Annotated in this window: 21 protein-coding genes; 18 read left to right on the forward strand and 3 right to left on the reverse strand. The window is 70.4% G+C overall.

Annotated features, from left to right (window positions below; genetic code table 11):
* Positions 1-96 precede the first annotated feature (96 nt).
* From AB1L88_RS17875 to AB1L88_RS17950, 16 genes are all read left to right on the forward strand, one after another.
* Complete coding sequence (locus AB1L88_RS17875) at positions 97-339, forward strand: ferredoxin (RefSeq protein WP_367098042.1); 243 nt, start codon at positions 97-99, stop codon at positions 337-339.
* Complete coding sequence (locus tag AB1L88_RS17880; RefSeq protein WP_367098043.1) at positions 336-1,091, forward strand: phytanoyl-CoA dioxygenase family protein; 756 nt, start codon at positions 336-338, stop codon at positions 1,089-1,091. The genes AB1L88_RS17875 and AB1L88_RS17880 overlap by 4 nt, the downstream gene beginning before the upstream one ends.
* 29 nt (positions 1,092-1,120) lie before the next feature.
* Positions 1,121-1,510, forward strand: a complete 390-nt coding sequence (locus tag AB1L88_RS17885) for a hypothetical protein (protein WP_367098044.1) — start codon at positions 1,121-1,123, stop codon at positions 1,508-1,510.
* 180 nt (positions 1,511-1,690) lie between these two features.
* On the forward strand, positions 1,691-2,119 hold the full coding sequence (locus tag AB1L88_RS17890) for a hypothetical protein (RefSeq protein WP_367098045.1): 429 nt from the start codon (positions 1,691-1,693) through the stop codon (positions 2,117-2,119).
* A gap of 58 nt (positions 2,120-2,177) precedes the next feature.
* Positions 2,178-3,032 carry a diaminopimelate epimerase gene (dapF, locus tag AB1L88_RS17895; RefSeq protein ID WP_367098046.1) on the forward strand — a complete coding sequence of 285 codons (855 nt, stop codon included), beginning with the start codon at positions 2,178-2,180 and terminating at the stop codon, positions 3,030-3,032.
* Positions 3,033-3,755, forward strand: a complete 723-nt coding sequence (locus AB1L88_RS17900) for a DUF429 domain-containing protein (protein ID WP_367098047.1) — start codon at positions 3,033-3,035, stop codon at positions 3,753-3,755. It abuts the gene before it with no gap.
* Positions 3,756-3,788: 33 nt separating this feature from the next.
* A complete protein-coding gene (gene bioD, locus AB1L88_RS17905; RefSeq protein ID WP_367098048.1) occupies positions 3,789-4,550 on the forward strand; it encodes a dethiobiotin synthase in 762 nt (253 codons plus the stop codon).
* Between the two features lie 189 nt (positions 4,551-4,739).
* Positions 4,740-5,855 (forward strand): hypothetical protein, encoded by a 1,116-nt coding sequence (locus AB1L88_RS17910; RefSeq protein ID WP_367098049.1) that lies wholly within the window; start codon positions 4,740-4,742, stop codon positions 5,853-5,855.
* Between the two features lie 192 nt (positions 5,856-6,047).
* Complete coding sequence (gene glgA, locus AB1L88_RS17915) at positions 6,048-7,541, forward strand: glycogen synthase GlgA (RefSeq protein ID WP_367098050.1); 1,494 nt, start codon at positions 6,048-6,050, stop codon at positions 7,539-7,541.
* 173 nt (positions 7,542-7,714) lie between these two features.
* Entirely contained in the window at positions 7,715-8,452 is a 738-nt protein-coding gene (locus AB1L88_RS17920) for a PEP-CTERM sorting domain-containing protein (RefSeq protein WP_367098051.1), read from the forward strand.
* A 199-nt stretch (positions 8,453-8,651) separates the two neighbouring features.
* Positions 8,652-10,904 carry an alpha-amylase/4-alpha-glucanotransferase domain-containing protein gene (locus AB1L88_RS17925; RefSeq protein ID WP_367098052.1) on the forward strand — a complete coding sequence of 751 codons (2,253 nt, stop codon included), beginning with the start codon at positions 8,652-8,654 and terminating at the stop codon, positions 10,902-10,904.
* Between the two features lie 25 nt (positions 10,905-10,929).
* A complete protein-coding gene (locus AB1L88_RS17930) occupies positions 10,930-11,604 on the forward strand; it encodes a Uma2 family endonuclease (protein WP_367098053.1) in 675 nt (224 codons plus the stop codon).
* A 20-nt stretch (positions 11,605-11,624) separates the two neighbouring features.
* Positions 11,625-11,852 carry a hypothetical protein gene (locus AB1L88_RS17935; protein ID WP_367098054.1) on the forward strand — a complete coding sequence of 76 codons (228 nt, stop codon included), beginning with the start codon at positions 11,625-11,627 and terminating at the stop codon, positions 11,850-11,852.
* A gap of 195 nt (positions 11,853-12,047) precedes the next feature.
* Positions 12,048-12,977 carry a DUF58 domain-containing protein gene (locus AB1L88_RS17940; protein ID WP_367098055.1) on the forward strand — a complete coding sequence of 310 codons (930 nt, stop codon included), beginning with the start codon at positions 12,048-12,050 and terminating at the stop codon, positions 12,975-12,977.
* The gene (locus AB1L88_RS17945) at positions 12,974-13,558 is read left to right on the forward strand and encodes a hypothetical protein (RefSeq protein ID WP_367098056.1); all 585 of its coding nucleotides are present in this window, start codon (positions 12,974-12,976) and stop codon (positions 13,556-13,558) included. The genes AB1L88_RS17940 and AB1L88_RS17945 overlap by 4 nt, the downstream gene beginning before the upstream one ends.
* Positions 13,559-13,952: 394 nt before the next feature.
* Complete coding sequence (locus AB1L88_RS17950) at positions 13,953-16,784, forward strand: protein kinase (RefSeq protein ID WP_367098057.1); 2,832 nt, start codon at positions 13,953-13,955, stop codon at positions 16,782-16,784.
* Between the two features lie 627 nt (positions 16,785-17,411).
* Here AB1L88_RS17950 and AB1L88_RS17955 read toward each other — a convergent pair.
* Positions 17,412-19,088, reverse strand: coding sequence for a hypothetical protein (locus tag AB1L88_RS17955; RefSeq protein ID WP_367098058.1), 1,677 nt, complete (start codon positions 19,086-19,088; stop codon positions 17,412-17,414).
* A 424-nt stretch (positions 19,089-19,512) separates the two neighbouring features.
* Positions 19,513-20,616 carry an acyl-CoA dehydrogenase family protein gene (locus AB1L88_RS17960; protein ID WP_367098059.1) on the reverse strand — a complete coding sequence of 368 codons (1,104 nt, stop codon included), beginning with the start codon at positions 20,614-20,616 and terminating at the stop codon, positions 19,513-19,515.
* 174 nt (positions 20,617-20,790) lie between these two features.
* Between AB1L88_RS17960 and AB1L88_RS17965 the strand changes: the two genes are divergently transcribed.
* Complete coding sequence (locus tag AB1L88_RS17965) at positions 20,791-21,429, forward strand: NUDIX hydrolase (RefSeq protein ID WP_367098060.1); 639 nt, start codon at positions 20,791-20,793, stop codon at positions 21,427-21,429.
* 22 nt (positions 21,430-21,451) lie between these two features.
* Here AB1L88_RS17965 and AB1L88_RS17970 read toward each other — a convergent pair whose 3' ends face one another.
* Complete coding sequence (locus AB1L88_RS17970; RefSeq protein WP_367098061.1) at positions 21,452-22,354, reverse strand: hypothetical protein; 903 nt, start codon at positions 22,352-22,354, stop codon at positions 21,452-21,454.
* A 193-nt stretch (positions 22,355-22,547) separates the two neighbouring features.
* Between AB1L88_RS17970 and AB1L88_RS17975 the strand changes: the two genes are divergently transcribed.
* The gene (locus AB1L88_RS17975) at positions 22,548-23,216 is read left to right on the forward strand and encodes a hypothetical protein (RefSeq protein WP_367098062.1); all 669 of its coding nucleotides are present in this window, start codon (positions 22,548-22,550) and stop codon (positions 23,214-23,216) included.
* The last annotated feature ends 26 nt before the right edge of the window (positions 23,217-23,242 follow it).

Raw genomic sequence — 23,242 nt, forward strand, 5'->3', positions numbered from 1 at the left:
CGCGAAGGCGATCCCTGATGACGCCGGCCGCCGCTCCTTCTACAATATCAGGCGATCGATCCTCCCCCCGTACCCACCGCGAAGCCCCACCGTTTCATGGCCGACGCGAATCACAAAGTCCCCGAGAACGTCGCCGGGCGGTTCTACGTCGATGACACCTGCATCGACTGCGAACTCTGCCGCGAGACCGCCCCCGAGAACTTCGCGCGCTGGGACGACGGCCGCTATTCGTTCGTCGCCCTCCAGCCCCGCGACGACGAAGAGGAGGCCGCCTGCCGGGCCGCTTTGGAGGAATGCCCCGTCGAGGCGATCGGCTCCGATGGGGAGGAGGCCGAATGACGATCGCCGAGATCCTCGCCGACCAGGTCCAGCGCGACGGGTTCGCCGTCGTCCCGCGTGTGCTCGACGCCGACGAAATCGAGTCCTTGATCCTCGCCGTCGATCGCGCCCGGGCCGCCGCCGACCAGGCCGCCGATCCCGCCTCGCTCCGCCGCGGCCAGAGCACCTTCGGCCTGCGCGACCTGCTCGGGCGCGTCCCCGAGGTCCGCCGCCTCGCCGGTTCGCCGCCGATCCGTGAGTTGGTCGAGCCGATCCTCGGCCCCGCCGCCTTCGCCGTCCGCGGGCTCTGGTTCGACAAGACGAGCGAGGCGAACTGGAACCTCCCCTGGCATCGCGACCTGACCATCGCCGCCCGGAGGCGCGTCGACGCCCCCGGCTTCTCCTCCTGGACCGTCAAGGCGGGCATCCCCCACGCCCTCGCCCCCGTCGAGGTGCTGGAGTCCATGCTGACCGTCCGGCTCCACCTCGATCCCGCCGGCCCCGACAACGGCCCCCTGCGCGTCTTGCCGGGGTCGCATCGGCTGGGCGGCTCCGCGCCGACCGAGGTCGGTTCCTGGACCGACCGCGTCCATCCGATCGAGTGCGTCGTCGATCGCGGGGGGGCCGTCCTGATGCGGCCGTTGCTCCTGCACGCCTCGAATTCGGCCGCCTCGCCCGATCACCGGCGCGTGATCCATCTCGAATTCGCGTCGATGCCGCTGCCGGGGGGCGTCGAGTGGTATGACGTGGCTCGGGCGGAAGCGTCGTCCTGATTGGGGTTCTCGGGGGGACGAGGAATCGGATGAATCCTTACGAGGCACCTCGGGACGATCATTTTCCGACCGCACCGCACGACCGGCCCCGATCGAAGTACGATACGATTTCTTCCTGGGCACTCCTGCTCGTTGCGCTGAACCTCTGCTGGGTCCTCATGCTTTACGTCGTGATCCGATACGAGTCGAAGGAGTGGATTCCCGAAGAGATCGAACCAAAACCCCTGCCAAGGAGGGTCGTTGACGCGCTTGGTATTCTCCATGTCGTCCTCTCCGGATTGGCGTTCCTGGCCACCTTTCCGTTGACCTGGAGTTTATGGAAACGTCTCCTTGCCTGGTTCCTGATCCTCCTCCTCCTGGCATGGTCGGGATTGTGGTGGCTTGCGGCAGGAATGGGAACAATGGGTCATTATCTGTAACCTGACACGTTTCTCTCCGTGCGAATCGCACGATCGACCGATCCCGTCCGAGGATTCCCATGCCTCTCCGCGTCACCAGGATGCACGGACTCGGCAACGATTACGTCGTGGTATTATGATGGCAGGCCGCCCGACGAGGTCTCGTCTTAGGACCGCCGGCTCGTCCTCGTGGAAGGCCCCATGGACACGTCGAATCCTTACGACCCGCCGCTCAGCCGCGTCGCTCCCCCTGCGCCGGGGCACTCCGGCCGGGCGAGGCCCGATCGTCGCCGTTCCTGGTCCCTTTGGTTCCTGACATTAACGGTGTGCTCCGTCCTGCTGATCGTGGTCGGAGCAGGGTTCAAGCGAGATCGTTCGATCGGATTGAACAACTGCCCCTGGCCGGACGGGCCGATTCCCTGGCACGACCCGTCGATCCCTTGGCCGATCCGGGCCGTTTACGCCCTCACGGCCACTCACCTGGTCATCACCGCGGCGGCGTTCGTCGCGACCTTCTGGATCACGAGCCGCTTGAAGCAACGAATCCTCGCCTGGCTGGTGCTCGTCATCATGCTCGGCTGGACCCTGCTCTGTACCGTCGGCGCATACCTGGCGACCACCGGAAGATAACCGGGATCGCAAGGACGGGAAGAAACCCGCGTTGCCGATCAACCCCATCGAGGACCCCATGCCCCTCCGCTTCACCAAGATGCACGGACTCGGCAACGATTACGTGTATGTCTCCCTGTTCGACCAGCAGCTCCCCGGCGCAATCGCCCCGCTGGCCCGGGCGATGAGCGACCGGCACTTCGGCATCGGCTCCGACGGCCTGATCCTCATCCTCCCGTCCGAGCGCGCCGATGCGCAGATGCGCATGTTCAACGCCGACGGCTCCGAGGGGGAGATGTGCGGCAACGGCGTCCGATGCGTGGCGAAGTATGTGTATGACCACGGCATCGCCCGCAAGGATCAGGTCACGATCGAGACGGGCCGAGGGGTCCTGACCCTCGACCTGGAGATCGAATCGGGCAAGGCCCGGCGCGTCCGGGTGGACATGGGCACGCCGATCCTCCAAAGCTCCGACATCCCGACCACCCTGCCCGGCGACCCTCCGGTCGACGTGCCGGTCGAGGTCGGCGACGAGCGCCTCAAGCTCGTCCTGCCCCAGACGGCCGTCTCGATGGGCAACCCGCACGCGGTGGCGTTCGTCGACGACGTGGTCGGCTTCCCACTGGAGCAGATCGGCCCGCTCTGGGAGACGGACTCGCACTACCCGAGGAAGGTCAACGTCCACGTCGCACAGGTCCTCAGGCCCGATGAGGTCCGCATGCGCACCTGGGAGCGCGGATCGGGGATCACCCTCGCCTGCGGCACCGGGGCGTGCGCCGTCTGCGTGGCGGGAGTCCTGACGAAGCGCACCGATCGGAAGATCCTCGCCCACCTGCCCGGCGGCGACCTGGAACTGGAGTGGCCATCCGACGACGCCTCGGTCTTCATGACCGGCCCGGCCACCGAGGTCTTCTCCGGCGAGTGGCCCGCGTAGATGGCGAGACCAGGGGGAGACACCGCCGCGATCGTCGCCGGGGCCGACGGCTGCCCCGGGGGCTGGATCTGCGTCCTGCTCGATCGCTCGAGCCGAAGCGTCACCCCCCTGCTCTGCCGGTCGAGCGAGGAGTTGCTCGCCATCCACCCCGAGCCGTCCGTGCTGGCGATCGACATGCCGATCGGCCTGCCCGACTCGGGCGATCGGGACTGCGACCGGATCGCCCGGACCTTGCTCGGCCCCCGGCGATCGAGCGTCTTCCCGGCGCCGATCCGCCCGAGCCTCGCGGCCGTCACCCGGCGCGGGGCCGACGCGATCAGCCGGGCGATCGTCGGACGCGGGGTCGGGGCGCAGGCGTGGGCCTTGTATCGTCGAGTCCTGTCGCTCGATCGCCTGATCGGCCCCGAGGAGCAAGCCCTGTGCGTCGAGGTCCACCCCGAGCTGTCGTTCTTCGCCCTCAACGGCGATCGCCCCGTGCCGGATGCGAAGCGATCGCCCGGAGGGATCGCGACGAGGCGGGCCCTGATCGACGCCGCGTTCGGCCCCGAGGCGTTCCCCCTCGTCCGCCGGGCGATCGCCCCCATCGAGGCCGACGACGATGACCTGCTCGACGCCCTGGCCGCCTGCTGGACGGCCCATCGGATCGCCGAAGGGACCGCGCAACGGATTCCCGCCGATCCGCCAACCGACGCACGCGGGCTTCGCATGGAGATGTGGTTTTAAATCAACACCAATCCCGGAGGAACAAAGGCACCGATGACCGGAATTCGCGGCCTCTTCGTGACGGGGACGGACACCGGCGTGGGCAAGACGCGGGTCTCGTCGGCGATCGTGGAAACCCTGGTGGCCCAGGGCGAGCGCGTCGGCGTGCTCAAGCCCCTGGCGAGCGGGGCCGATCGGGTCGATGGTCAGCTCCGCTGGGACGACACGGAACGCCTGATCGCCGCCCTCGGCCGCGACGTGCCGCGCGATCGGGTCACGCCGATCACCTTCGAGGCGCCGCTCGCCCCCCCCGTCGCGGCCCGGCTGGCGGGCGAGCCGCTCGCCTTCGACCGCGTCCTGGAGGCGACCCGGGCGGCGATCGCCTGGTGGGCCGGCCCCGGGGGGGCGGAGCTGATGGTCGTCGAGGGGGTCGGCGGCCTGCTCTGCCCGATCGCCGAGCGGGCGACGGCCGCCGACCTGGCGATCGCGCTCGATTACCCGCTGCTGGTCGTGGCCCGCCGAGGCCTGGGGACGCTCAACCACACGATCCTGACGGTCGAGGCGGCCCGATCCCGGGGGCTCCGGGTGGCCGGCGTCGTGCTCAACGGTTCGGAGCCGACGGTCGATCCGATGGCCGAGTCCACCAACCCGATCGAGCTGTCGCGATGGCTGGGGGAGATCCCCTTACTCCTTGAACTCCCGCACGGATCCGACCTGACGGCTTTGCTCCGGTCGCGGCCCGACCTAAACTGGAAGGGACGAGCCGCCTTGCCCCGGACGGGCTGGAGTGAGGCAGGGCGGCCGGCCCCCCGATGATCGCGAGGGGCCGTTGCGTCGCGCCGATCGCCCGTGCGGGATCGGTGCGATGAACCGACGATCCTTTGAGCCAAAGGGTCCGGGGTGATTCGAAGGTCCGCCGGCTGCCTCGGTTGAATGCGCGTCGCAACGCTGCCCGGATTCGGTTCGTCGATGGCAAGGCCGAGGCCGGGAAAGGATTGTCCGCCGATGTCTCCTCCCCTCGTCTGCCCGCACTGCGGGGTGCGCCTGGAACCGCCTCCTGCTCCCTCCGGATCGCCCGGGGACGCGCCTCGCGCCGAAGGCCCCGAACCCCGCCGGCCTCCTTCCGGAGACTCGGCGGAGCGGCGCGCGGCCATGCCGTCCTCCGGGGAGATCCTGCCCGATACCCTGGCCCACCCCGACCCGATCGCCGCCGCGGCCCTGGTCTCGTCCGATGACGAATTCCAGATCAAGGCCGCCAACCCGTCGAGCCTCGGGATCACGCTCAGCCCCTCGGCCGATTCGAAGCGGGGCGCCCGGCCGGTCGCTCCCTTCGCGTCGTCCGCCCCGGCCGATCGGGGGGACTCCCGCTCGCAACACGACGACGACGACCACGGGCACGTGCGATCGGCCTGGCCGATGGCCCTGCTCGCCAGTTATGCCAGCGCCATGACGATCGCCTGCGGGTGGCTCTGGTGGGCCTCGGATCGCGAGGCCCCGGGCCGCCCGGCGGCCCCGGCCTGGGCCGCCGGCCTCGATGCCGCGGTCGAGCCGGACGCCGGCGCGGAGGCCGGCCGTCGTGACGACGTCTCCGCCGTGGTCGAGCCGTCCGAGCCGATCGCCGAGGGGCGCCTCATCCCCCTCGGCGACTCGGCCCGGATCGATGCCCTGGAGATCCATCCGGAGCGGGTGACGGTCGGCCCGGTCGAGCTGAAACGGACCCGGGTCGACGGCCGGACCGAGCGCCGGGACGGCGGTTCCCATGCCCTGCGGCTCCATCTTCGCTTGCGAAATACGTCCGACTCGGTCATCTTTGCCCCGTTGGACGAGGCATTCGTGCGCGAGCCGGATCGCCGGCTCCCGGAGACGTTCATCCAGGATGGCTCCGGGACGCGGATCTATGCCTATCGGCTGCCGGTCTCGAGCGAGTGGGAGATCGCCGGCCAGTCCTTCCACGAGCTCCGACCCGGAGAGCAGCTCGAGACCGTCGTCCTGAGCGATACGAACTCCAGGAACCGGCTCGATGGCCCCTTGGTCTGGCGGCTTCGCCTGCGGACCGCCCCCGAGACGACCACCGTCCTCGGCGTCACCTTCGATGCGTCCGAGGTCGAGCCGGCTCGCTGACGGACCGCACGGCCCGGCCCCCAAAGCCCCGGGCCGCGACGAACCCCGGGCGGCCGCTCGATCCCTCGGGCGCGGGAGCGACCCGAGGATCTCCCTCTCCTCTCTTCTCATCACTTCAACACTGGTCCCAAGGTGTCCGACCCCGGGGGGCAAACGGCGTCCGTCGGCAAGGATTCGAGTGAGCACGCCCCGATGAAGGTCCTCCTTCTCTCCGCCGAGGTCGAGCCGTTCGCCAAGACCGGCGGCCTGGCCGATGTCGCCGCCTCGCTCCCGCAGGCCCTGACGGATCTCGGGCACCAGGTCGCCGTCATCATGCCCGGCTACCGCCGCGCCCTCTACGCCGGCCGGCCGATCCGAGACGCCGGCGTCCGGGTCCGCGTGCCGATCGGCCACCGGTCGCTCGACGGGAGGATCCTCGCCTCCTCCCTGCCCGGGTGCGACGTGCCCGTCTATCTGGTCGATTACGCCCCTTACTTCGACCGGACCGGGATCTACGGCGCCGACGGGGTCGATTACCCCGACAATTGCGAGCGGTTCGTCTTCTTCCAGCGCGCCGCGCTGGAGGCGATCCGGATGCTCGACTTCCAGCCCGAGGTCATCCACTGCAACGACTGGGAGACCGGCCTGGTCCCCGCCTACCTGGAGGAGGTCTACCGCCCCCAGCCGGGCTCGATCTTCCGCCGGGTCGGCACGGTCATGACGATCCACAACCTCGCGTACCAGGGGTCGTTCTGGCACCTCGACATGCCGCTGACGGGCCTCGACTGGTCGCTGTTCACCCCCGAGCGGCTGGAGGCGTACGGCCGGCTGAACTTCCTGAAGGCCGGCCTCGTGTACTCGGATCTGATCAGCACCGTCAGCCCGACCTACGCCCGCGAGATCCAGGCCCCGGAAGGGGGCCGGGGGCTGGACGGCCTGCTCCGGGCGCGCAAGGCCGACCTGTTCGGCATCGTCAACGGCATCGACGTCACGGCCTGGAATCCGGCGATCGACCCCCATCTGCCCGCGCGATACACCGTGAAGACCTGGCCGGCGGGCAAGGCCGCCAACAAGTCCCACCTGCAACGCCTGGCCGGCCTCCCGGAACGGCCCGCCGTCCCCTTGATGGCGGCGATCTCGCGGCTCGACCCCCAGAAAGGCTGGGATCTGGTCGTCGATGCCGCCGGGGACTTGCTCCGGCGCGACCTGCAGATGGTCATCCTGGGCACCGGCGAACCGCGATACGAGATGGCGCTGCAGCAACTGGCCGGCGAATTCCCGGAGAACCTCCGCGTCTTCCTCGAATTCTCACAGCCCCTGGCGCACCAGCTCGAAGCCGCCGCCGACCTGTTCCTCATGCCCAGCCTCTACGAGCCGTGCGGGCTGAACCAGCTCTATAGCCTCGCCTACGGCACCGTCCCCATCGTCCGGGCCACGGGAGGGCTGGTCGACACGGTCGTCGACGCCACCGACGAGACCCTCCGGGACCGGACCGCCACCGGGATCAGCTTCCTCGACCCGACCGCGAATGCCCTGATCCGGGCCGTCGATCGCGGCCTGGCCCTCTACAAGAGCCCCGACGCCTGGCCGCCCCTCGTCTCGAGCGGGATGCTCGCCGACTGGACCTGGCACCGCAGCGCCGAGCAGTACGCGAGGCTCTACGAGGCCGTCCGCCTCCGACGCTCGGCCGCCCGCCCCCTCGATTGACCGGCGTCGCCGTAACATTCGACGGGGCCGCCGGAACGAACCGTCACACGTGTCGGGGAAGGCCCGTAATTTGCAGAGCTCTCTTGACGCAATCCCTTCAATCGGATTCTGATACCCGCTGCAAGGGTGTGTGAAGTGTTTTGACCTGCTTGCACCTCCCGAGACGCACTCCAATGCCTCTTTTATTCACCACTCCCAGGGTCCTGCTGGGCCTCCTGGGACTGATCGTCCTGTCCAGCGCCCCTCCCGCTCAGGCCGAAAGCCTTCGGAGTCGCCTGACCCGGAAGGATGACATGAATGCCATCCGGTTCCAGGGGCAAGACTGGACGATCCACGACCTGATCGATCGCCGATCGCAGGCCCCGGGCCGCTTCGATGTCCATCATCAGCGGCTCGGCTCGGCACTGGGCCTCGGGCTCGAGGGGCTGGAAGCGCGACGGGCCCTGAACCCGCGGCGGTTCGACTTCTTCCACCCGTTCCTCGGGTACTTGCTCTCGGACATCGACCCCGACTCGGGGCTGGGCGCCGGGGGCGATCCGGTCATCGACGACCCGCCGATCGGCCAGGACGGGGGCCCGCAGCCCCTCCCCGACGAATCCGTCTCTCCCCAGGTGCCGGAGCCTCCCCAGCCGCCGATCGTGCCCCCGACCCCCACCGACCCGACCGTGCCCCCGCCGCTCGATCAGCTCCCGTCGGTGCCGGACGAGTCCGAGGGGCCGCAACTGCCCGGCGCTCCGGACGGCCCCGAGGTCACGCCGCCGACGGTCGATCCGATCGGCACCGACGATCCGAACGAGATCCGGGCCATCCCCGAGCCCTCGACCGTGATCCAACTGAGCGTCGGCCTGGCCGGACTGGTGGGGGCCCTGGCCTGGCGACGCCGGGCCGTCCCGCGGCCCGCCGCCGATTAATCCCTCCGACCGTCCAACTCGATCCGACGATTCGGGCCGGTCTCCATTGGAGAATCGGCCCGTTCTGTTGATAATGGCACCATCGGTCACCATTGACCAACCGTTCCGAACCGTCTGGTTCCTCCGGATCGGATGGACCTGCCCTCGCCCCGGCCCGTCACGATGACGGGCATTCCCCCGCTCTGGGACCCGTCGCACCATGTCGCGCGTCCGCCTGATCCTCGCGCTGCACGACCACCAGCCGGTCGGAAATTTCGAGAACGTCTTCGAGGCCGCCTACCGGGACAGCTACCTGCCGTTCCTGGAACTGATGGAGCAGTACCCCGAACTGCCCTTCAGCCTGCACAGCTCCGGCCCCCTGATGGAATGGCTGGTGGCCCATCGCCCCGATTACATCGATCGCCTGCGCGCCATGGTCGCCGCCGGCCGGGTCGAGATCCTCGGCGGCGGCTTTTATGAGCCGATCCTGACGATGATCCCCCACCGCGACCGCGTCGGACAGATCCGGTCGTATTCCGACTACCTCGAACGCCTCTTCGGCCAGCCGATCCGGGGGGCCTGGATCGCCGAGCGGGTCTGGGAGCAGCACCTCGTCTCGGCCCTGGTCGAGGCCGGCATCGAGTTCACCGTCCTCGACGACTTCCACTTCCAGCGCGCCGGGGCCGCCTCCGACGACCTCTTCGGCTACTACCTGACCGAGGACGAGGGCCACCTCCTGAAGGTCTTCCCCAACAGCGAGTCGATGCGCTACCTCGTCCCCTGGCAGGAGCCGCACGCCTCGTACGAGTACCTCCGCGGCCTCTCCCAGTCCCGGCCCGATGCCGTGGTCGTCTGCGCCGACGACGGCGAGAAGTTCGGGGGCTGGCCCGACACCCACGAGCACATCTTCACCAAGGGGTGGCTCCGCCGCTTCTGCGACATGATCCGGGGCAACCGCGACTGGCTCGAACCGACGACCTTCGCCGCCGTCGTCGACTCGACCGTCCCGCTGGGCAAGGTCTACCTGCCCGACTGCTCCTACCGAGAGATGACCGAGTGGGTCCTCCCCCCCTCCCAGCTCTCGGCCTTCGAGTCCGCGGTGAAGGGCTCCGAGGGGGTCGCCGCCGTCGATCACGTCCGCCCCTTCGTCCGCGCAGGCGGCTTCTGGCGGAACTTCAAGAACAAGTACATCGAGACCGACGAGATGTACGCCCGGATGCTCGAGCTTTCCCACCGGCTCAACGCCCTCGAAGAGTCCGCCGACGCCGACGCCGAGGCGCTCGACCTCGCCCGCCGGGAACTCTACCGCGGCCAGTGCAACTGCCCCTACTGGCACGGGGCCTTCGGCGGTTTGTATCTGCCCCACCTGCGCAACGCCATCTTCAAGCACCTGATCGCCTGCCACGACGCCCTCGACCGGGCCGAGGGGAAGGTCGGCCCCCGCGTCGCCCTCGACGTGGCCGACTACAACCTCGACGCCCGCCAGGAGGCCCGGCTCGAGAACGACCGCCTGATCGCCTACGTCCGCCCCGCCAGCGGTGGTCATGTGTACGAACTCGACGTCCGCAAGGCCGGGGTCAATGTCCTGGCCACGCTCGACCGCCGTCCCGAGTCGTACCACGGCGCGATCGCCTCGGCCGCCGTGGCCGAGCCTTCGGGAGAGACGTTCGAAGGCCCGTCGAACCTGCACGACCGGGTGATCCTCAAGCAAGAAGGCATGGACAAGCTGCTCGTCTACGACCGTGCCCCCCGCAAGGCCCTGGTCGATCACTTCTTCCCGATCGACGCCTCGCTCGACGACCTGACCTCCTGCCTCGACATCGAGCGCGGCGACTTCGCCACCGGCACCTATCTGTCGAAGGCCCATCGCGAGGAGGGCCGCATCGCCCTCCTGATGGAGCGGCAAGGCCTTGCCGACGGCCACCTGATCCGCATCCACAAGACGATCGCCATGGAGGCCGGACGCCCGGGGCTGGAGGTCGTCTACATGCTCGAAGACCTGCCCGTCGGCCAGACGGTCCACTTCGCCATCGAGCTGAACCTGGCGGCGATGGCCGGCCACGCCGAGGACCGCTTCGTCTCCGACCTCCACGGCCACCGGCTCGGCCTGCTCGACGCGAGGCTCGACATCCCTCACGCCGAGGGGGTCAACCTGACCGACGAGTGGCTCGACCTGGGCGTCTCGATGCGATGGTCGGTGCCGTCGAGCCTCTGGTGCTTCCCCGTCGAGACCGCCAGCCAGAGCGAGGGCGGCTTCGAGGGGATCTACCAGAGCACCGCCGTCATCCCCCACTGGCGGATCACCGCCGACGAGTCCCGCCGCTGGACCGTCCGCCTCTCCTGGGCGCTCGACCTGGCCCGGCCCGAGGAAACCGAGACTCCCGCCGAGGCCGATCGCCCCTCCTCCTCGGCCCCCCGGGCCGCCGACCGCCCCTCCTCCTCCCGAGTCGCGGGGGCCCCGGCGGCCGGCTGACGCGTTCGAACCGGAGTCATCGGTGATGGAAACCACCCCGGCGCTGCTCGAGTCGCCATCGTCCTGCGAACAATGGGCGGTGCTCCCCGGGATCACCTGGGAAACCTATGGGGCGATCCTCGAGGAACTCGAGGGTCGCCGCGTGTTCCTCACCTACGACAATGGGCTCCTCGAAATCATGTCGCCCTCGTTCCGGCACGAGTCGTATGCGGTCCTGATCGGCCAGATGATCGACCTGCTGACGATGGAGCTGGGGCTGCCGATCCGATCCGGGCGATCGACCACCTTCCGACGCCGAGACCTTCACCGGGGGCTCGAACCGGACAATTGCTACTGGATCGAGAACGAACCCCGCGTCCGAGGCCGCCTCACCTTCGATCCCGAGGTCGATCCGCCCCCCGACCTCGCCATCGAGATCGAGGTCTCTCGACGAGCACTCGACCGCCTGAGCATCTACGCCGCGCTGGGTGTCCCGGAGATCTGGCGGTGCGACGGGCAACGCTTGATCATGTGCCGGCGTCAGGAGGACGGCTCGTATGGGGTCCTGCCCCGGAGCCCGGCGCTGCCCATGCTCCCGCCGGAGCAGGTGCTTCACTTCCTCCATCGGTTCGAGACAATGGACGAGACCGCCTGGAAGCGTGCCTTCCGCGACTGGGTCCGCGCCGAGGTCCTTCCCCGGCCCGGCAATCCGCCCGACTGAGTGAAGGGAGCGATCCTGTCATGACTCCCCCCATTCCGATCGAGAATCGGGCCGGATTGACCGATCCGGAGTTCGCCCCCCTGGCGGCCGAACTGGCCGGTCAATCGACGATCACCCGGGCGCTGGGCTGGTTTTCATCCCAGACTCCTCCGCTCGCCCCCGACGGGATGGTGACGCAGGACGAGTTCAGCTTCGACCTCCTCGTGCCCTGCTCGCGGGGCCTCTACCTCGCGTACGACACGAACTGACTGGGAAACGTGGCGGCGGTCGCCGTCTGGGACCACCGGCCCTCGCCGGCCGAGCTCCTGAACGCCCGCCTCGCCCGCGGCTGGCGACCGACGGCGACCCCCACGGTTCGGGGCCCTGTGGTGCTCGGATACGCCGGCTGCCCGGTCGGATCGGACGCGAAGGGGCAGCAGGACTGATCGGGACCGATTTCCGCCATGCGATTCTCCCTCCGCAAACGCCCCGACCCGCCGGTCCCGGACCTCGACCCGGGCGCGATCATCCGCCGCGCCCGCCGCCTGCGCTTCCGGGTCCGGCCCTCGGCGGTCGCGCAACTGGCCGGGGCCTATCACAGCGCCCGGCCCGGGTCGGGGCTGACCTTCGCCGAGCTCCGGGCCTACGAGCCCGGCGACGACGTCCGCCACCTCGACTGGAACGTCACCGCCAGGCAGGGCCGCCCGTTCGTCCGCCGCTACGTCGAGGAGCGGTCGCTCAGCCTCTGGATCATCCTCGACATCTCCCAGAGCCTCCGGTTCGGCGCCGACGGCCGGTCGAAGTCCGATCGGGCCGCGCAGGCCGCGGCCCTCCTGGCGGCCTCGGCCATCCAGAACGGCGACCGGGCCGCCCTGACCCTCGTCAGCGACCGGATCGAGTCCGAACTGCCCCCCGGCGGGGGCCCGAGGCATCTCTCCCGGCTCCTCCGGATGCTCGTGACGTCCCCCTCGACCTCGAGGCGGTCGTCCCTGGCCCTGGCCGTCTCGCGCCCGCGGCGGTTCGCCAGGAGGGGCCTGGTCGTCGTCCTCAGCGATTTCCTGAACCCCGAGCCGGTCGCCCCCTGGCGGGCGCTGGCCAACCGGGGCGAGGTGGTGGCGCTCCGGCTGGTCGACCCCCTGGAAGAAGCCCTCCCCGACGCCGGCATCCTCGCGCTCGAAGACGCCGAAACCGGCCGCCGTCGCGTGGTCGACTCCGGGTCGGCCCGCCTGCGGGAGTCCTACGCCCGCATGGCCGAGGCCCGCCGACGCTCCTTCCGTTCCTGGTGCGAGGCCACGACCATCGAAGGGCTCGATCTCTCCACCCGACACGACCCCATCGGCCCCTTGCTCGGCATCTTCCGCGGAAGGGCCCGACGACGGGCCGGTCCCCGATGATTCCCGGAGCGCTCCAGGGGACCGAGAGCCTCCCCGACGCTTCCCGGCCCGTCCCCGCCGAGCCGATCGTGCCGCCCCGCCCCAACCTCGGCCCGGAACCCTGGCCCGACCCGGCCCCGGGGGGCGAATGGGCCCCGGTCGCCCTGGCCCTCCTCATCGGGCTGCTGGCCGCCGGCCTCGGCCTCGGGTTCCGGTCCCGGTCGCGACGCAGGGCCCGCCGCCGGGCCGGGGGCCCGGGAGGCGATCGCGGGCCGTCGAGTCGCCAGTCCGGCTCCTCCCCCGAGGATCGCCGCATCCGCCGCGCCGAGGTCCTCCGAGACGCGCTCGTCAACGCCTTCGGCCCCTCCTGGAACGCCAAGACGACCGAGGAAATCGGGGCCGACCCCGCCCTGCCGGCCCGGCTCGGCCCCGAGGCGTCGGCCCGGGCCGTCGCGATCCTCGCCGAGGCCGACCGGGCCAAGTTCGCCGGCCCCTCGGCCGGGCCCCCGGCCGACGGAGGCGACGAAGACGACGACGACGACCGGGGCCTGGACGGACTCCTCTCCTCCCTGGCCGCCCCCCCGGCCGATCCGGGCCGCTGATCGGCCGACGCTCCCCCGCCTGGTCGCCTTGTTTCGCCGCGATCCCGGCCCGCATTCGCCCCCCGTCGAGCCAGGTTTGTAGCATCTTCAGACAAATTTGACCGATCGGTTGCCTCCGATCCCGGGACGAACGCCAATCGCGCACTACGATTGGGACGAGCCAGCGGATCAGGAGGGTTGTCCGGTGGGTGATCCGCCCGTCGCGGGACAAGAAAAGGAGAGACGCCAACCCCCTGTCACCCGTAACGACCGCTGGGTTGCGACCGGCAGGGCCTGGGGGCTAAACTCAAGTACTGGGGCATCTCGCGTGTCCGACCAAGCTTTGACATCCACCTCGCCTGCGCCCACCCTTTGCCTTGCGTTACCCTGCGGGCGCCCGGAACGATCCCGAGCCATGTCGATTGACCCGCGAACGTCTCGATTCTGGAAAGAGACGTTGCGCCATGGACTGCTCGATGACGCGACCCTCCAGTCGTGTTGGGACGCCATTCCTCCCGAGAAGCGAGAGGACCCCGACGCGATTGACCGCCGGCTCGCGCGGCAGGCCATCGCGGCGCAGCACCTGACCCTCTGGCAGGGTCAGCAGATCGTCGCCGGCCGGGCCTCGGCCCTCAAGATGGGCAAGTACGTCGTCCTCGACATCATCGGCAAGGGGGGGATGGGCCTGGTCTTCCTCGCCCGGGACACCCGGCTCCGGCGCCTCGTCGCCATCAAGATCCTCTCCCGAGAACGCATGAGCAGCGCCCGGGCCGTGGCCCGCTTCGAGCGCGAGGGCAAGGTCGGCGCCCAGCTCCAGCACGACAACCTCGTCCGCATCTACGACGAGGGGGAGTACCGCGACCTCCGCTACCTGGTCATGGAGTACATCGAGGGGCGCAACGTCTCCCAGATCCTGGCCGAGGTCGGCCGCCTCTCCCCGGCCCTGGCCGCCTCCATCGCCCGGCAGGTCGCCCTGGGCCTGGAACACGCCCGGCTCAAGGGGCTGATCCACCGCGACGTCAACCCGCAGAACATCCTCGTCACCGAGGACGGCACGGCGAAGCTCACCGACCTCGGCCTGGCCATCGACCTCGGCGACCCCGACGACGTCGTGACCCGGGACGGCGCCACCGTCGGCACGTTCGACTACATCAGCCCCGAGCAGGCCCGGCATCCCCGGTCGGTCGACACCCGGAGCGACCTCTATTCGCTCGGGTGCACGATGTATCACATGATCGCCGGCCGCGTCCCGTTCCGCGAGGCGAGCCTGCCGCAGAAGCTCTACGCCCACCAGCTGCACGAGCCGGAGCCCCTCTCGGAGCAGGTCCCCGAGGTGCCCCCCGGCCTGGAGGCGATCGTCCGACGTTTGATGGCCAAGTCGCCCGACGACCGCTTCCCCTCCCCGCTCGCCCTGGCCGAGGCCCTGGCCCCGTTCGCCGAAGGGGCCTCCTCGGTGGCCGAGCAGATCGCCGCCGGCCGGATCGCCGCCAGGCAGGGCCAGAGGGCAGCCCGGCCGTCCCCCGACGCAATCCCGTTCGGCGAGGGGTCCGACCCGCACGGCTACCACCTCCGGCCCGACCCCGAGCCCGTCTCGGACCAGCACGAGGAGGCGCCCCCCACCCGCACCGCCTCGGCCATGAAGCCCGAGCTGCGCAGCCCCGCCGACAGCGGGATCGGGCCGATCCCCGGCGATTCCGAGGACGGGTCCGATTCCGGCGACTCCGAGCGGCAGGCCGAAGCCGATCCTTCGCCCGCCGCCCAGCCGACCACCGAACCCGAGCCCGAACCCTTCGTCCCGGCGCCCCCGACGGCGAGGAATGGCCTCGGCCTGCCGATCGACCTCGGGCCCGAGCCCTCGCTCACCGAGATCGCGGCCTCCCGCAGCCGATCCCGCTCCTCCCTCTCCCGGTCGTCGAGCGACCCCGGCTCTTCCGACAAGGTCAAGCCCGCCCCCGCCGAGCCTCAATCGGCCGAGCGGACCGACCTGCGCCGGAAAATCATCTGGCTCGTGGGGGGAGTCGTCGGCTCGATCGCCGCGCTCGTCCTGATCGTCCTCCTGGTGCAGTCCGTCATCTCCGGGGCCGCCGAATCGAGCAACGACGACCTCGTCGCCCCCCCCCCGATCGATGACCCGCCCGCGGCCGATCCCAGGCCGACGGCCCCGGCGTACGCGGTCGGCACCGCCGACGGCCAGAAGCTGATCCCCTGCCCCTCCTTCTCCGATGCCCTGATGCTGGCGCCGAACAACGGCGGCGTCCTCTACCTGAGCGATGCCGCCGAGCCGTTCACGGTCTCCGAGGGAGATCCCGCCTCCTTGATCCCGCGGGCCGGCATGGTCATCCGCCCCTATCCGGGCTCGCGGGGGGCCGTCCAGGTCACGCTGGCCGGCCGAGAGGCCTGGCTCCGTCAGCAGTCGGTGGGGGGGCTGACGCTCGAAGACCTGACCGTCGTGGTCCGCTACGAGGGCCCGGCCGCCGCCGAGACGCGGCGCCCCCCCGTCATCGAGTCCAACGGGGAGCTCACCCTCCGACGCTGCACCTTCCTCGTCCAGTCGGAATCGGGCCTCGGCTCCAGCGTCGTGCAGTCGTTCGGCTCCTCGGTCCGGGTCGATGGTTGCCTGTTCCGGGGCTTCGACCGTCCCCTCGACCTGGTCGTCTTCGGCGGGGTCCGCCACGAGATCTCGAACAGCATCTTCGTCTGGACCCAGGGGACGCCCGGTCGGCCGTCCGGCTGGCCGATCCGGATCGCCAGCCGATTCGCCAACCAGCCCCGACCGGGCCGGGTCACCATCGACCGCTGCTCGGTCTTCCTCGCCACCGGATTCCTCGAGACCACCTCGTTGCTGCCCGAACATCCGCTCGAACTCCACGTCCGAGAGTCGGGCATCCGCGCCGATCACCTGATCTGCTGGGCCCCTCCGGCCGAGGGGGCTTCCTTCCCCTCCGGCCTGAAATGGACGGGAGAGGCGAACCGTTACGACCTGCAAGGGGCGTCCTGGGTCGTCTCCTCGGCCGACGGCCTGACCGTGCCCGACGCCGCCCCGTCCGACCTCGAATCCTGGGTCGAGGCCCTCGGCGCCGACGGCACCGACTCCTCGGCCCAGATGCTCGTCGAGCTGCGGGACCCGTCGGCCTTGAAGTCCTCGTCCGTCGATCCCTCCCGCTTCGCCGCCCGGTCCGGCGGCGATCCGATCGGCGCCGATCCCACCCAGGTCGGGCCTCCCGGCGACCCCTCCACCGCCCAGTAGCCCCATCCGCGTATCCGCACCCCCTCGTCGCAGGACGCATCCGTCCCCTTCGTCCGTGTCGTCGACCTTCCGCTCGACGATGGTGGGGCCTTCCCGGGTGGCCCCTGTTGCTTCGCCAACCGGGGTCGCGCAGCGACAAGAGGTCTCGGTGCCGCCCCCGTGGACACTCTCGGCTGCGCCGCCCCGGTTGCTCGCCGACCGGGGCCACCCTCAACGTATCAGTCAGGACTTGGAAACAGCAGTTGGGAGGGGCTCCGACCCCCGATCGTCCTCCGCTCTTCGTACGCGCCTTCTCCCGGCTTGTACGTCCTGCATCTCGGCGTTTACGCTCGGTTTTCTTACGCTTAGGCTTGCGATCTCTTACGCTCGATCCTGCAGTCTGTACGCCCTGTTTCCTCGTCCTCACGCCCAACATCAACGCAACGACCCCCCTCCCCCGCGTCCTTGGCGGGAGAGGAGGGTCGTCGATTCGACACCTCGGCCGGATGCGCAGCAGTCCCCAATCACGAGGACGGTTCTCAATTGCAGGAGGGGGGCCCCGTCGATCGCCCCGCGATCAAGAGGGAATCGTCCTGATCGGTGAATCGGAGAATCCGAGGCGCCCGGCGTCCGGAGGCGTGGGCGACCTCAGAGGAAGAACCCCCCGAAGCCGGGGCCGGTCCCGATCCCGGGGCCCGCAACGACCCCGAACGTGTTCCCCAGCCCGAACGCACCGCCCGAGCCGAAGCCGAGATTCTGGCCGAAGACCGACCCAGCGGGCCCGAGGCCGGGGAACGTCTGGCCGCCGAAGCCGAAGCCCGTCCCGAAGTTCACCGGCCGGCCAAACCCGACCAGCCCGTTCCCGAGGCCGCCGAAGCCCAGCGTCGGGTCATACCCGGCCGGTCGGGGCCCGAAGAACGGCTGGGCCGGGACTCCCGGGCTGAAGGGGGAACCGCCCAGCCCCGGCCGATCGCCGTAGCCCGGCACGCCGACCAGGCCACCCGGCCCGAAGCCTCCCCCCCCGAACCCGCCGCCCAGTTGCGCCGCGCCCGCCTCTCCGACACCGACACCGGCACTCACCGTCTGGGCGGCCGACTGCGATCCCGGGCCACCGGCGGCGCCCATCGGGGTGCCGAAGCCCTGCGCCGGCCGGCCCATCATGGCGAACCGGGGATTGGCGTCGAAGAACTGCATGGCGGTCGTGAACAGGCTGAGGTCATAGAGCTGGACCATCGCCCTCAGGTCGTTCACCGACCGGCCGATCAGGTCCTCGGTCAGGGCCGCATGGCCGAGCGTCCCGAAGGCGGTCGTGCCCGCGTCCGGCACGTTCGCCAGGTTGAGCTGCAGGGAATTCAACTGCTGGGTCGCGAAGGAGTTGAGCACCCCCGCGCCCCCGGCCGGCTGATTGATCGCCTCGATCGCCGCGGTCCGGAGGTCCTCGGCCCGCTCGGCCACCTGCCCGCGGAACGCCTCGAAGGCGTCGTCACCCGCCTGATCCCCGATCGAATCGAAGTAATCGGAGCGAGAGTCCCGGAAATCCGAGGCGAACGAGGCGAACGAGTCGTTCAGGCCGTCGAGCACCGGGCCCACCACGGGGGAGAGCTCCGCCAGTTGCTCCGCAGGGCGTTCCCCACCCCGGAAGAAGCGGAGATTCCCGCTGAAGAACCCGGAGGCCGTCTGGAAGAGTGCGGCGTCATAGACGTTGATGAACCGCTTGGTGGCGGCCAAAGCGTCGGCGATTGCGAATTCGCTGATGACCGCATATTCGGTGGTGTTGAGCAGCCCCTCCCCGATCCCGGGGATGTTGACCAGCTCCTGCCCGAGCTGCTCGACCCGGGCCCGGCCGAAGTTATTCAGGAGGCCGCCGCCCCCCTGGATCTCGCCCAGGGCCTCGTTGACATCGTCCCGCAGCCCCTCCACCCGGTCCAGGACGGCCTGCTGGAAGGTCGACGCCATGCTCTCGGGCGTCACCGGGGCCGGCTCGGCCCGGAGGTCGATCGGGTCGTCCGCGTCGCCCCCCGGGTCATCTCCCGGCGGCTGCGTCGGCGTCGCCAGGCCCTCGAAGTAGTCCGAGCGCAGGGCCCGGAAATCCTCCGCGAACGTCGCGAAGAGCGAGTTCATCCGCGCCTCCAGCTGATCGATCAGCTGAGACCGCTCCGGGAGTTCGGTCGGGAAGCGGAACCCGTCGGTTTCCTCGCTCGTCGTGGCCATCTGGGCCGCCTGGGCGGCCACCGGGCCGAGCAACCCGGCCTCGCTGAGGACAACTCGTTCTTCCAGCGCGGGCGAGTTCTCGGGCCTGAAGGCGCGGGGGCGTCGTGATCGCATTGGTTCATTCCCTGGTGTGATCGTGAATTCGCGAAAGTCCGTGCAGGCGTGAAATCCCGGCAATGCGTCGTCCCCGATCGCCGGCCTTCGCGTCCCGCCGTCTCGAAAGCACCCGAGAGCACGATCCCGGATGCCGCTGCCCCCCAGGACAGGCAAAGCATGGGCCTGAACATGGACAACTTTACGAACTTTACGCAAATCGTCGCCGGCCGCCGGCCGATCCCGCCCGGCCCGATGGCCGGATTCCCCCGGGAAACCCCGGGAATCCCCGCGGATCCCGCCCTCCTGGTGGGATTCCCCGGCGAGGCCCAAAACGACAATCACTCGCGTACCCGCATGCAAATGCGCCGCGAGGTCGATTGACCTCGGGATGACCACCCTGAAACCAGGTCGTCCAGCCGGTCGGCCCCCCGTCCCCTCGCGGTCATGCCGGGCAAATGCCCGCGAAATCCCGCAAGGCCGCCTGCGCGACCGGGCCCGGGCACGACCAGACGAGGAAGAACATCGCCTGCCGCGCCCATCGCTGCGCCGGCTCGGTCCGGAGCATCCCCGACCCCCGCCGGGCCGTCAGGTAGGCGTGCGTCGATCGCAGCACGAACCGGTTCGCCCGGGCCCGCAAGTCGGCGGCCGAGGGGGCCTCGGGCCGGCCCTCCGCCGCGTCGAGCAGCCCCCCGGCCAGCTCGCGCCAGGACGACTCCAGCGCCTCGACCGGCTCCTCCAAATCGTCCCGCGAGGGGGCCAGATCCCGCAAGGCCCTCAGCGCGGCCGCGGCCTGCCCGATCGCCAGCGCCGAGGTCTCCAGGCTCCCGGCCCCCCCGCCGTCGCTGGCAAGGGCCATCACGTCCGGATCCGGTCCGAAGAGGACCTCGGACGCCTCGACCCGGACCCCCTCGCAGGCCACCTCGGCGGTGCTCGACGCCTGCAGGGCCGCCAGCGGCATCGGCGGACCGACCGACACGCCCCCCCGGTCGCTCGGCAGGGCGATCAGGACCTGCCGGTCATCCTCCAGGACCGCCCCCACGACGAACAGGTCGGCCTTCGAGGCCGCGGTCACCCACGGCATCGCCCCCTCAAGCCGATAGCCGCCCCCCGACACCGCTTCGGCCGTCAGGGCGCGACGGCCCCGGCGTCGCGACGTGGTCAGTTGCGACGTGCCGATCGTCGGGAACGCCCGGCCCGAGGCGATCGCCCGGAGCCACCGCGCCGCCCCCTCGTGCCCGCGATCGGCCGCCGTCACCAGCCTCCTCGTCGCGGCGTTGAACTGCGAGAAGATGAACGCGGCCGTCAGGCTCCCCTCGGCCAGCCCGGCCTCGCGGCGGACCATCGTCGCCCGGTCGAGCCCGTCCCCCCCGTGCGACGCGGGCACCGGCCACCGCGGCACTCCGAATCCCTCCAGGGCCGACCACAAGGCCCCCGGCCATTCGTCCGAGGCGTCGGCCGGGCCGTCGAGTTCGGCCAGGCGGCCGACGAGCTCGGCCACTCCCGGATCACTGAGGGTCGACAGCGGATCGCCGGTAAAGTCGGTCATGGCAAGACTTCGGGTAAAGGCTGGGGTCCGCGATTCGCAACGAGGGTCCGGAACCGCCCGCGGACCTCGACGACTGGCAGTAGACGATCTTCCCAGTCTCTTTATAGTGATCAACGGAGAGCTTTCCGGCCAGACAGACTGGAGCCGGGGCTTGCCTGGCAGGATGCAACACTCATGACGCAATCGTACTGTTACGACTTCCCCCGGCCCGCCGTCACGGTCGACACGGTCGCCTTCGCGATCGACCGATCGGCGCTCCGGGTCCTCTTGATTCGCCGGGGGCAGCCCCCTTTCGAAGGCCAGTGGGCCTTGCCCGGCGGATTCCTCGACCTCGACGAGGCGGCCGAGCCCGCCGCCCGCCGCGAGCTGCGGGAGGAGACCGGGGTCGAGGTCAAGTCCACCTTGCCGTTCGAGCCGCTCGGCTTCTATTCCGCACCCGGACGCGACCCGAGGGGCCGGACCATCAGCCTGGCCTACGCCACCGTCCTGCCCCCTCCCCCCCCCGACCCCTCGGGCGGCGACGACGCGGCCGAGGCCTCCTGGGTCGTCGCCGACTCGCCCGACCGCCCGCTCGCCTTCGACCACGCCCTGATCCTCAACGACGCCCTGGAATGGCTCCGCAAGGGGGTCGAGGCCGGCCCCCTCGGACTCGCCTTGCTGCCCGACCCGTTCGACCGCGACGACGCCCGCTCCATGTTCCACGCCGTCGGCCTGCCGCTCCGCCACTCCGCGCGATGGCTCGGCCGATGCGCCAAGGAACAGTGGATCGAGCCCGTCGAAGGAGACGCCCAGCGCTATCGACCGAGGCGATGACGGGCCCCGGTGCGGGCCCGCCTCACCCCCCCTCGCGGTCGTCCCGCAGAAGCTCCGCCTCCGATGTCGCCGTCGACGCCGACGGCCCGGAGGCCCGCCGGATGCGTTCCAGGGCCGACCGGACGGAGCGTCGGGCCCCGACCTCGTCCGATCGCTCGGCCCGGTCGTCCCAGGCGGCCCGGAGCGACAGGGCTTCATCGAGCACCGATTGATACGACCGGGCCCTCGAGTGCGATTGCCAGCGGGCGATCCGCACGCCCAGCCGCCCGTCGTACCCCTCGATCTCCCAGGGGTGGCGTCGCCCCACCAGCACCCGGGCTGTACGGTCGAGGAACGCCTGTGGCAGGAACGAGAGCGCCTTCGGCGGATCGATCGCAAGCCCCTCGAACAGCCCGCCGGCCGGCCGATCGGCGACGGATGCCGGCCGGCCCGCCCGCGGAGTGCTGCCGCCCGCCGCCCCCTTCGCCGCCGAGTCCGGGCCGATCCGGAACTCGGGCAGGCCCGGCACGGGGTCGTCCAGCAGGACCAGGAGCTGATTGACCGGCCTCGGCACCGCGGAACGATTCTCCCGGAACCACCCGATCCAGCGGACCCCTGGGGCGCGATCGTCGTTCGATCGCCAGGACATCGCCCGGCCCGGTCGCTCGTGGATCCCGAGCAGGATCACGGCCCGGCCCTCGTACGATCCTCGTAACTCCCAGACGATCGACCGATCATTCTCCCCGATCCCCGAGACGCGGTGGTCGAGCCAGCGCCGGAGCCCCGGATCGCCCGTCGCCTCCTGGCCCAGGCCGAGCTTGCGGGCCACGTCCGCGATCCTCCAGGCCGCCTTGCGATGCGCGGCCGATCGGGCCACGAGCAGCACCGCCACCGTGGCCACGAATGTCAGGATCGCGAGCCAGAAATTCAGCCGATCCGGATTCATCAACCCCCCCCTCGCCGTCCGGTCATCCCGCGCGTCTCCGAGGCCCGCGGGCCCGACCGCCCCCCGCCCGGCCCCGCGACCCCGCCGCGTCCCTCCGACGTTTGACAGGCCGGGCCTCAATGTGACAGACTGATCGGCTCCCGGCCGCAACCGTCCGAATGCCGCCACCGATGTTCAGAAGAAGATGCCACTCATGGGTTTCTTGCTGCTTGCCGAGCGCGCCGAACTGGGATGGTCCCCCCGGATCGGCGACCCATCGATCATGGGATGGCTCACGGTCGTCGCCTATTTCCTCGCGGCCATCGCCTGCGGATTCGCGGCCCGGGCCGAGCGGCGGAAGGACCTCGGCGTTCGGGTCGTCCACCCGGTCTTCTGGAAGCTCGACCCCGTCCGCCTCTCCCCCCCGACCGGGGCCAGGTCGCCCCGTCGCCGCGCGTTGTTCTGGTGGATCCTGGTGCTCGCCCTGGTCCTGCTCGGCGTCAACAAGCAACTCGACCTGCAGAGCCTGCTCACCGCCGTCGGCCGCCGCCTGGCCCAGGAACAGGGCTGGTATCAGGAGCGGCAGGCCGTGCAGCGGGCCTTCATCGCCGGCGTGGCGATCGCGGGGGCGGGCGGCCTGGCGCTGCTCGCGGTCCTCTTCCGCTCGGTCCTCCTGCGCAGGCCGCTGGCGGCGATCGGCCTCGTCTTCCTGTACACGTTCGTCCTGATCCGAGCGGCCTCCTTCCATCATGTCGACGCCTTCCTCAAGGATGACTTCCTGGGCATCCGCATGAACTGGTTGCTCGAACTGGGGGGCATCTCCTGCGTGCTCTCCTCCGCGATCCGGGTGCTCCTGGAGGCCCGACGCGGCACCAGACGCTGACAAGGGCCGGCGCCCCCCGGCCCTCG

Origin of the sequence: Tautonia sp. JC769, assembly GCF_040717455.1 — a bacterium.
Lineage (GTDB): Bacteria > Planctomycetota > Planctomycetia > Isosphaerales > Isosphaeraceae > Tautonia.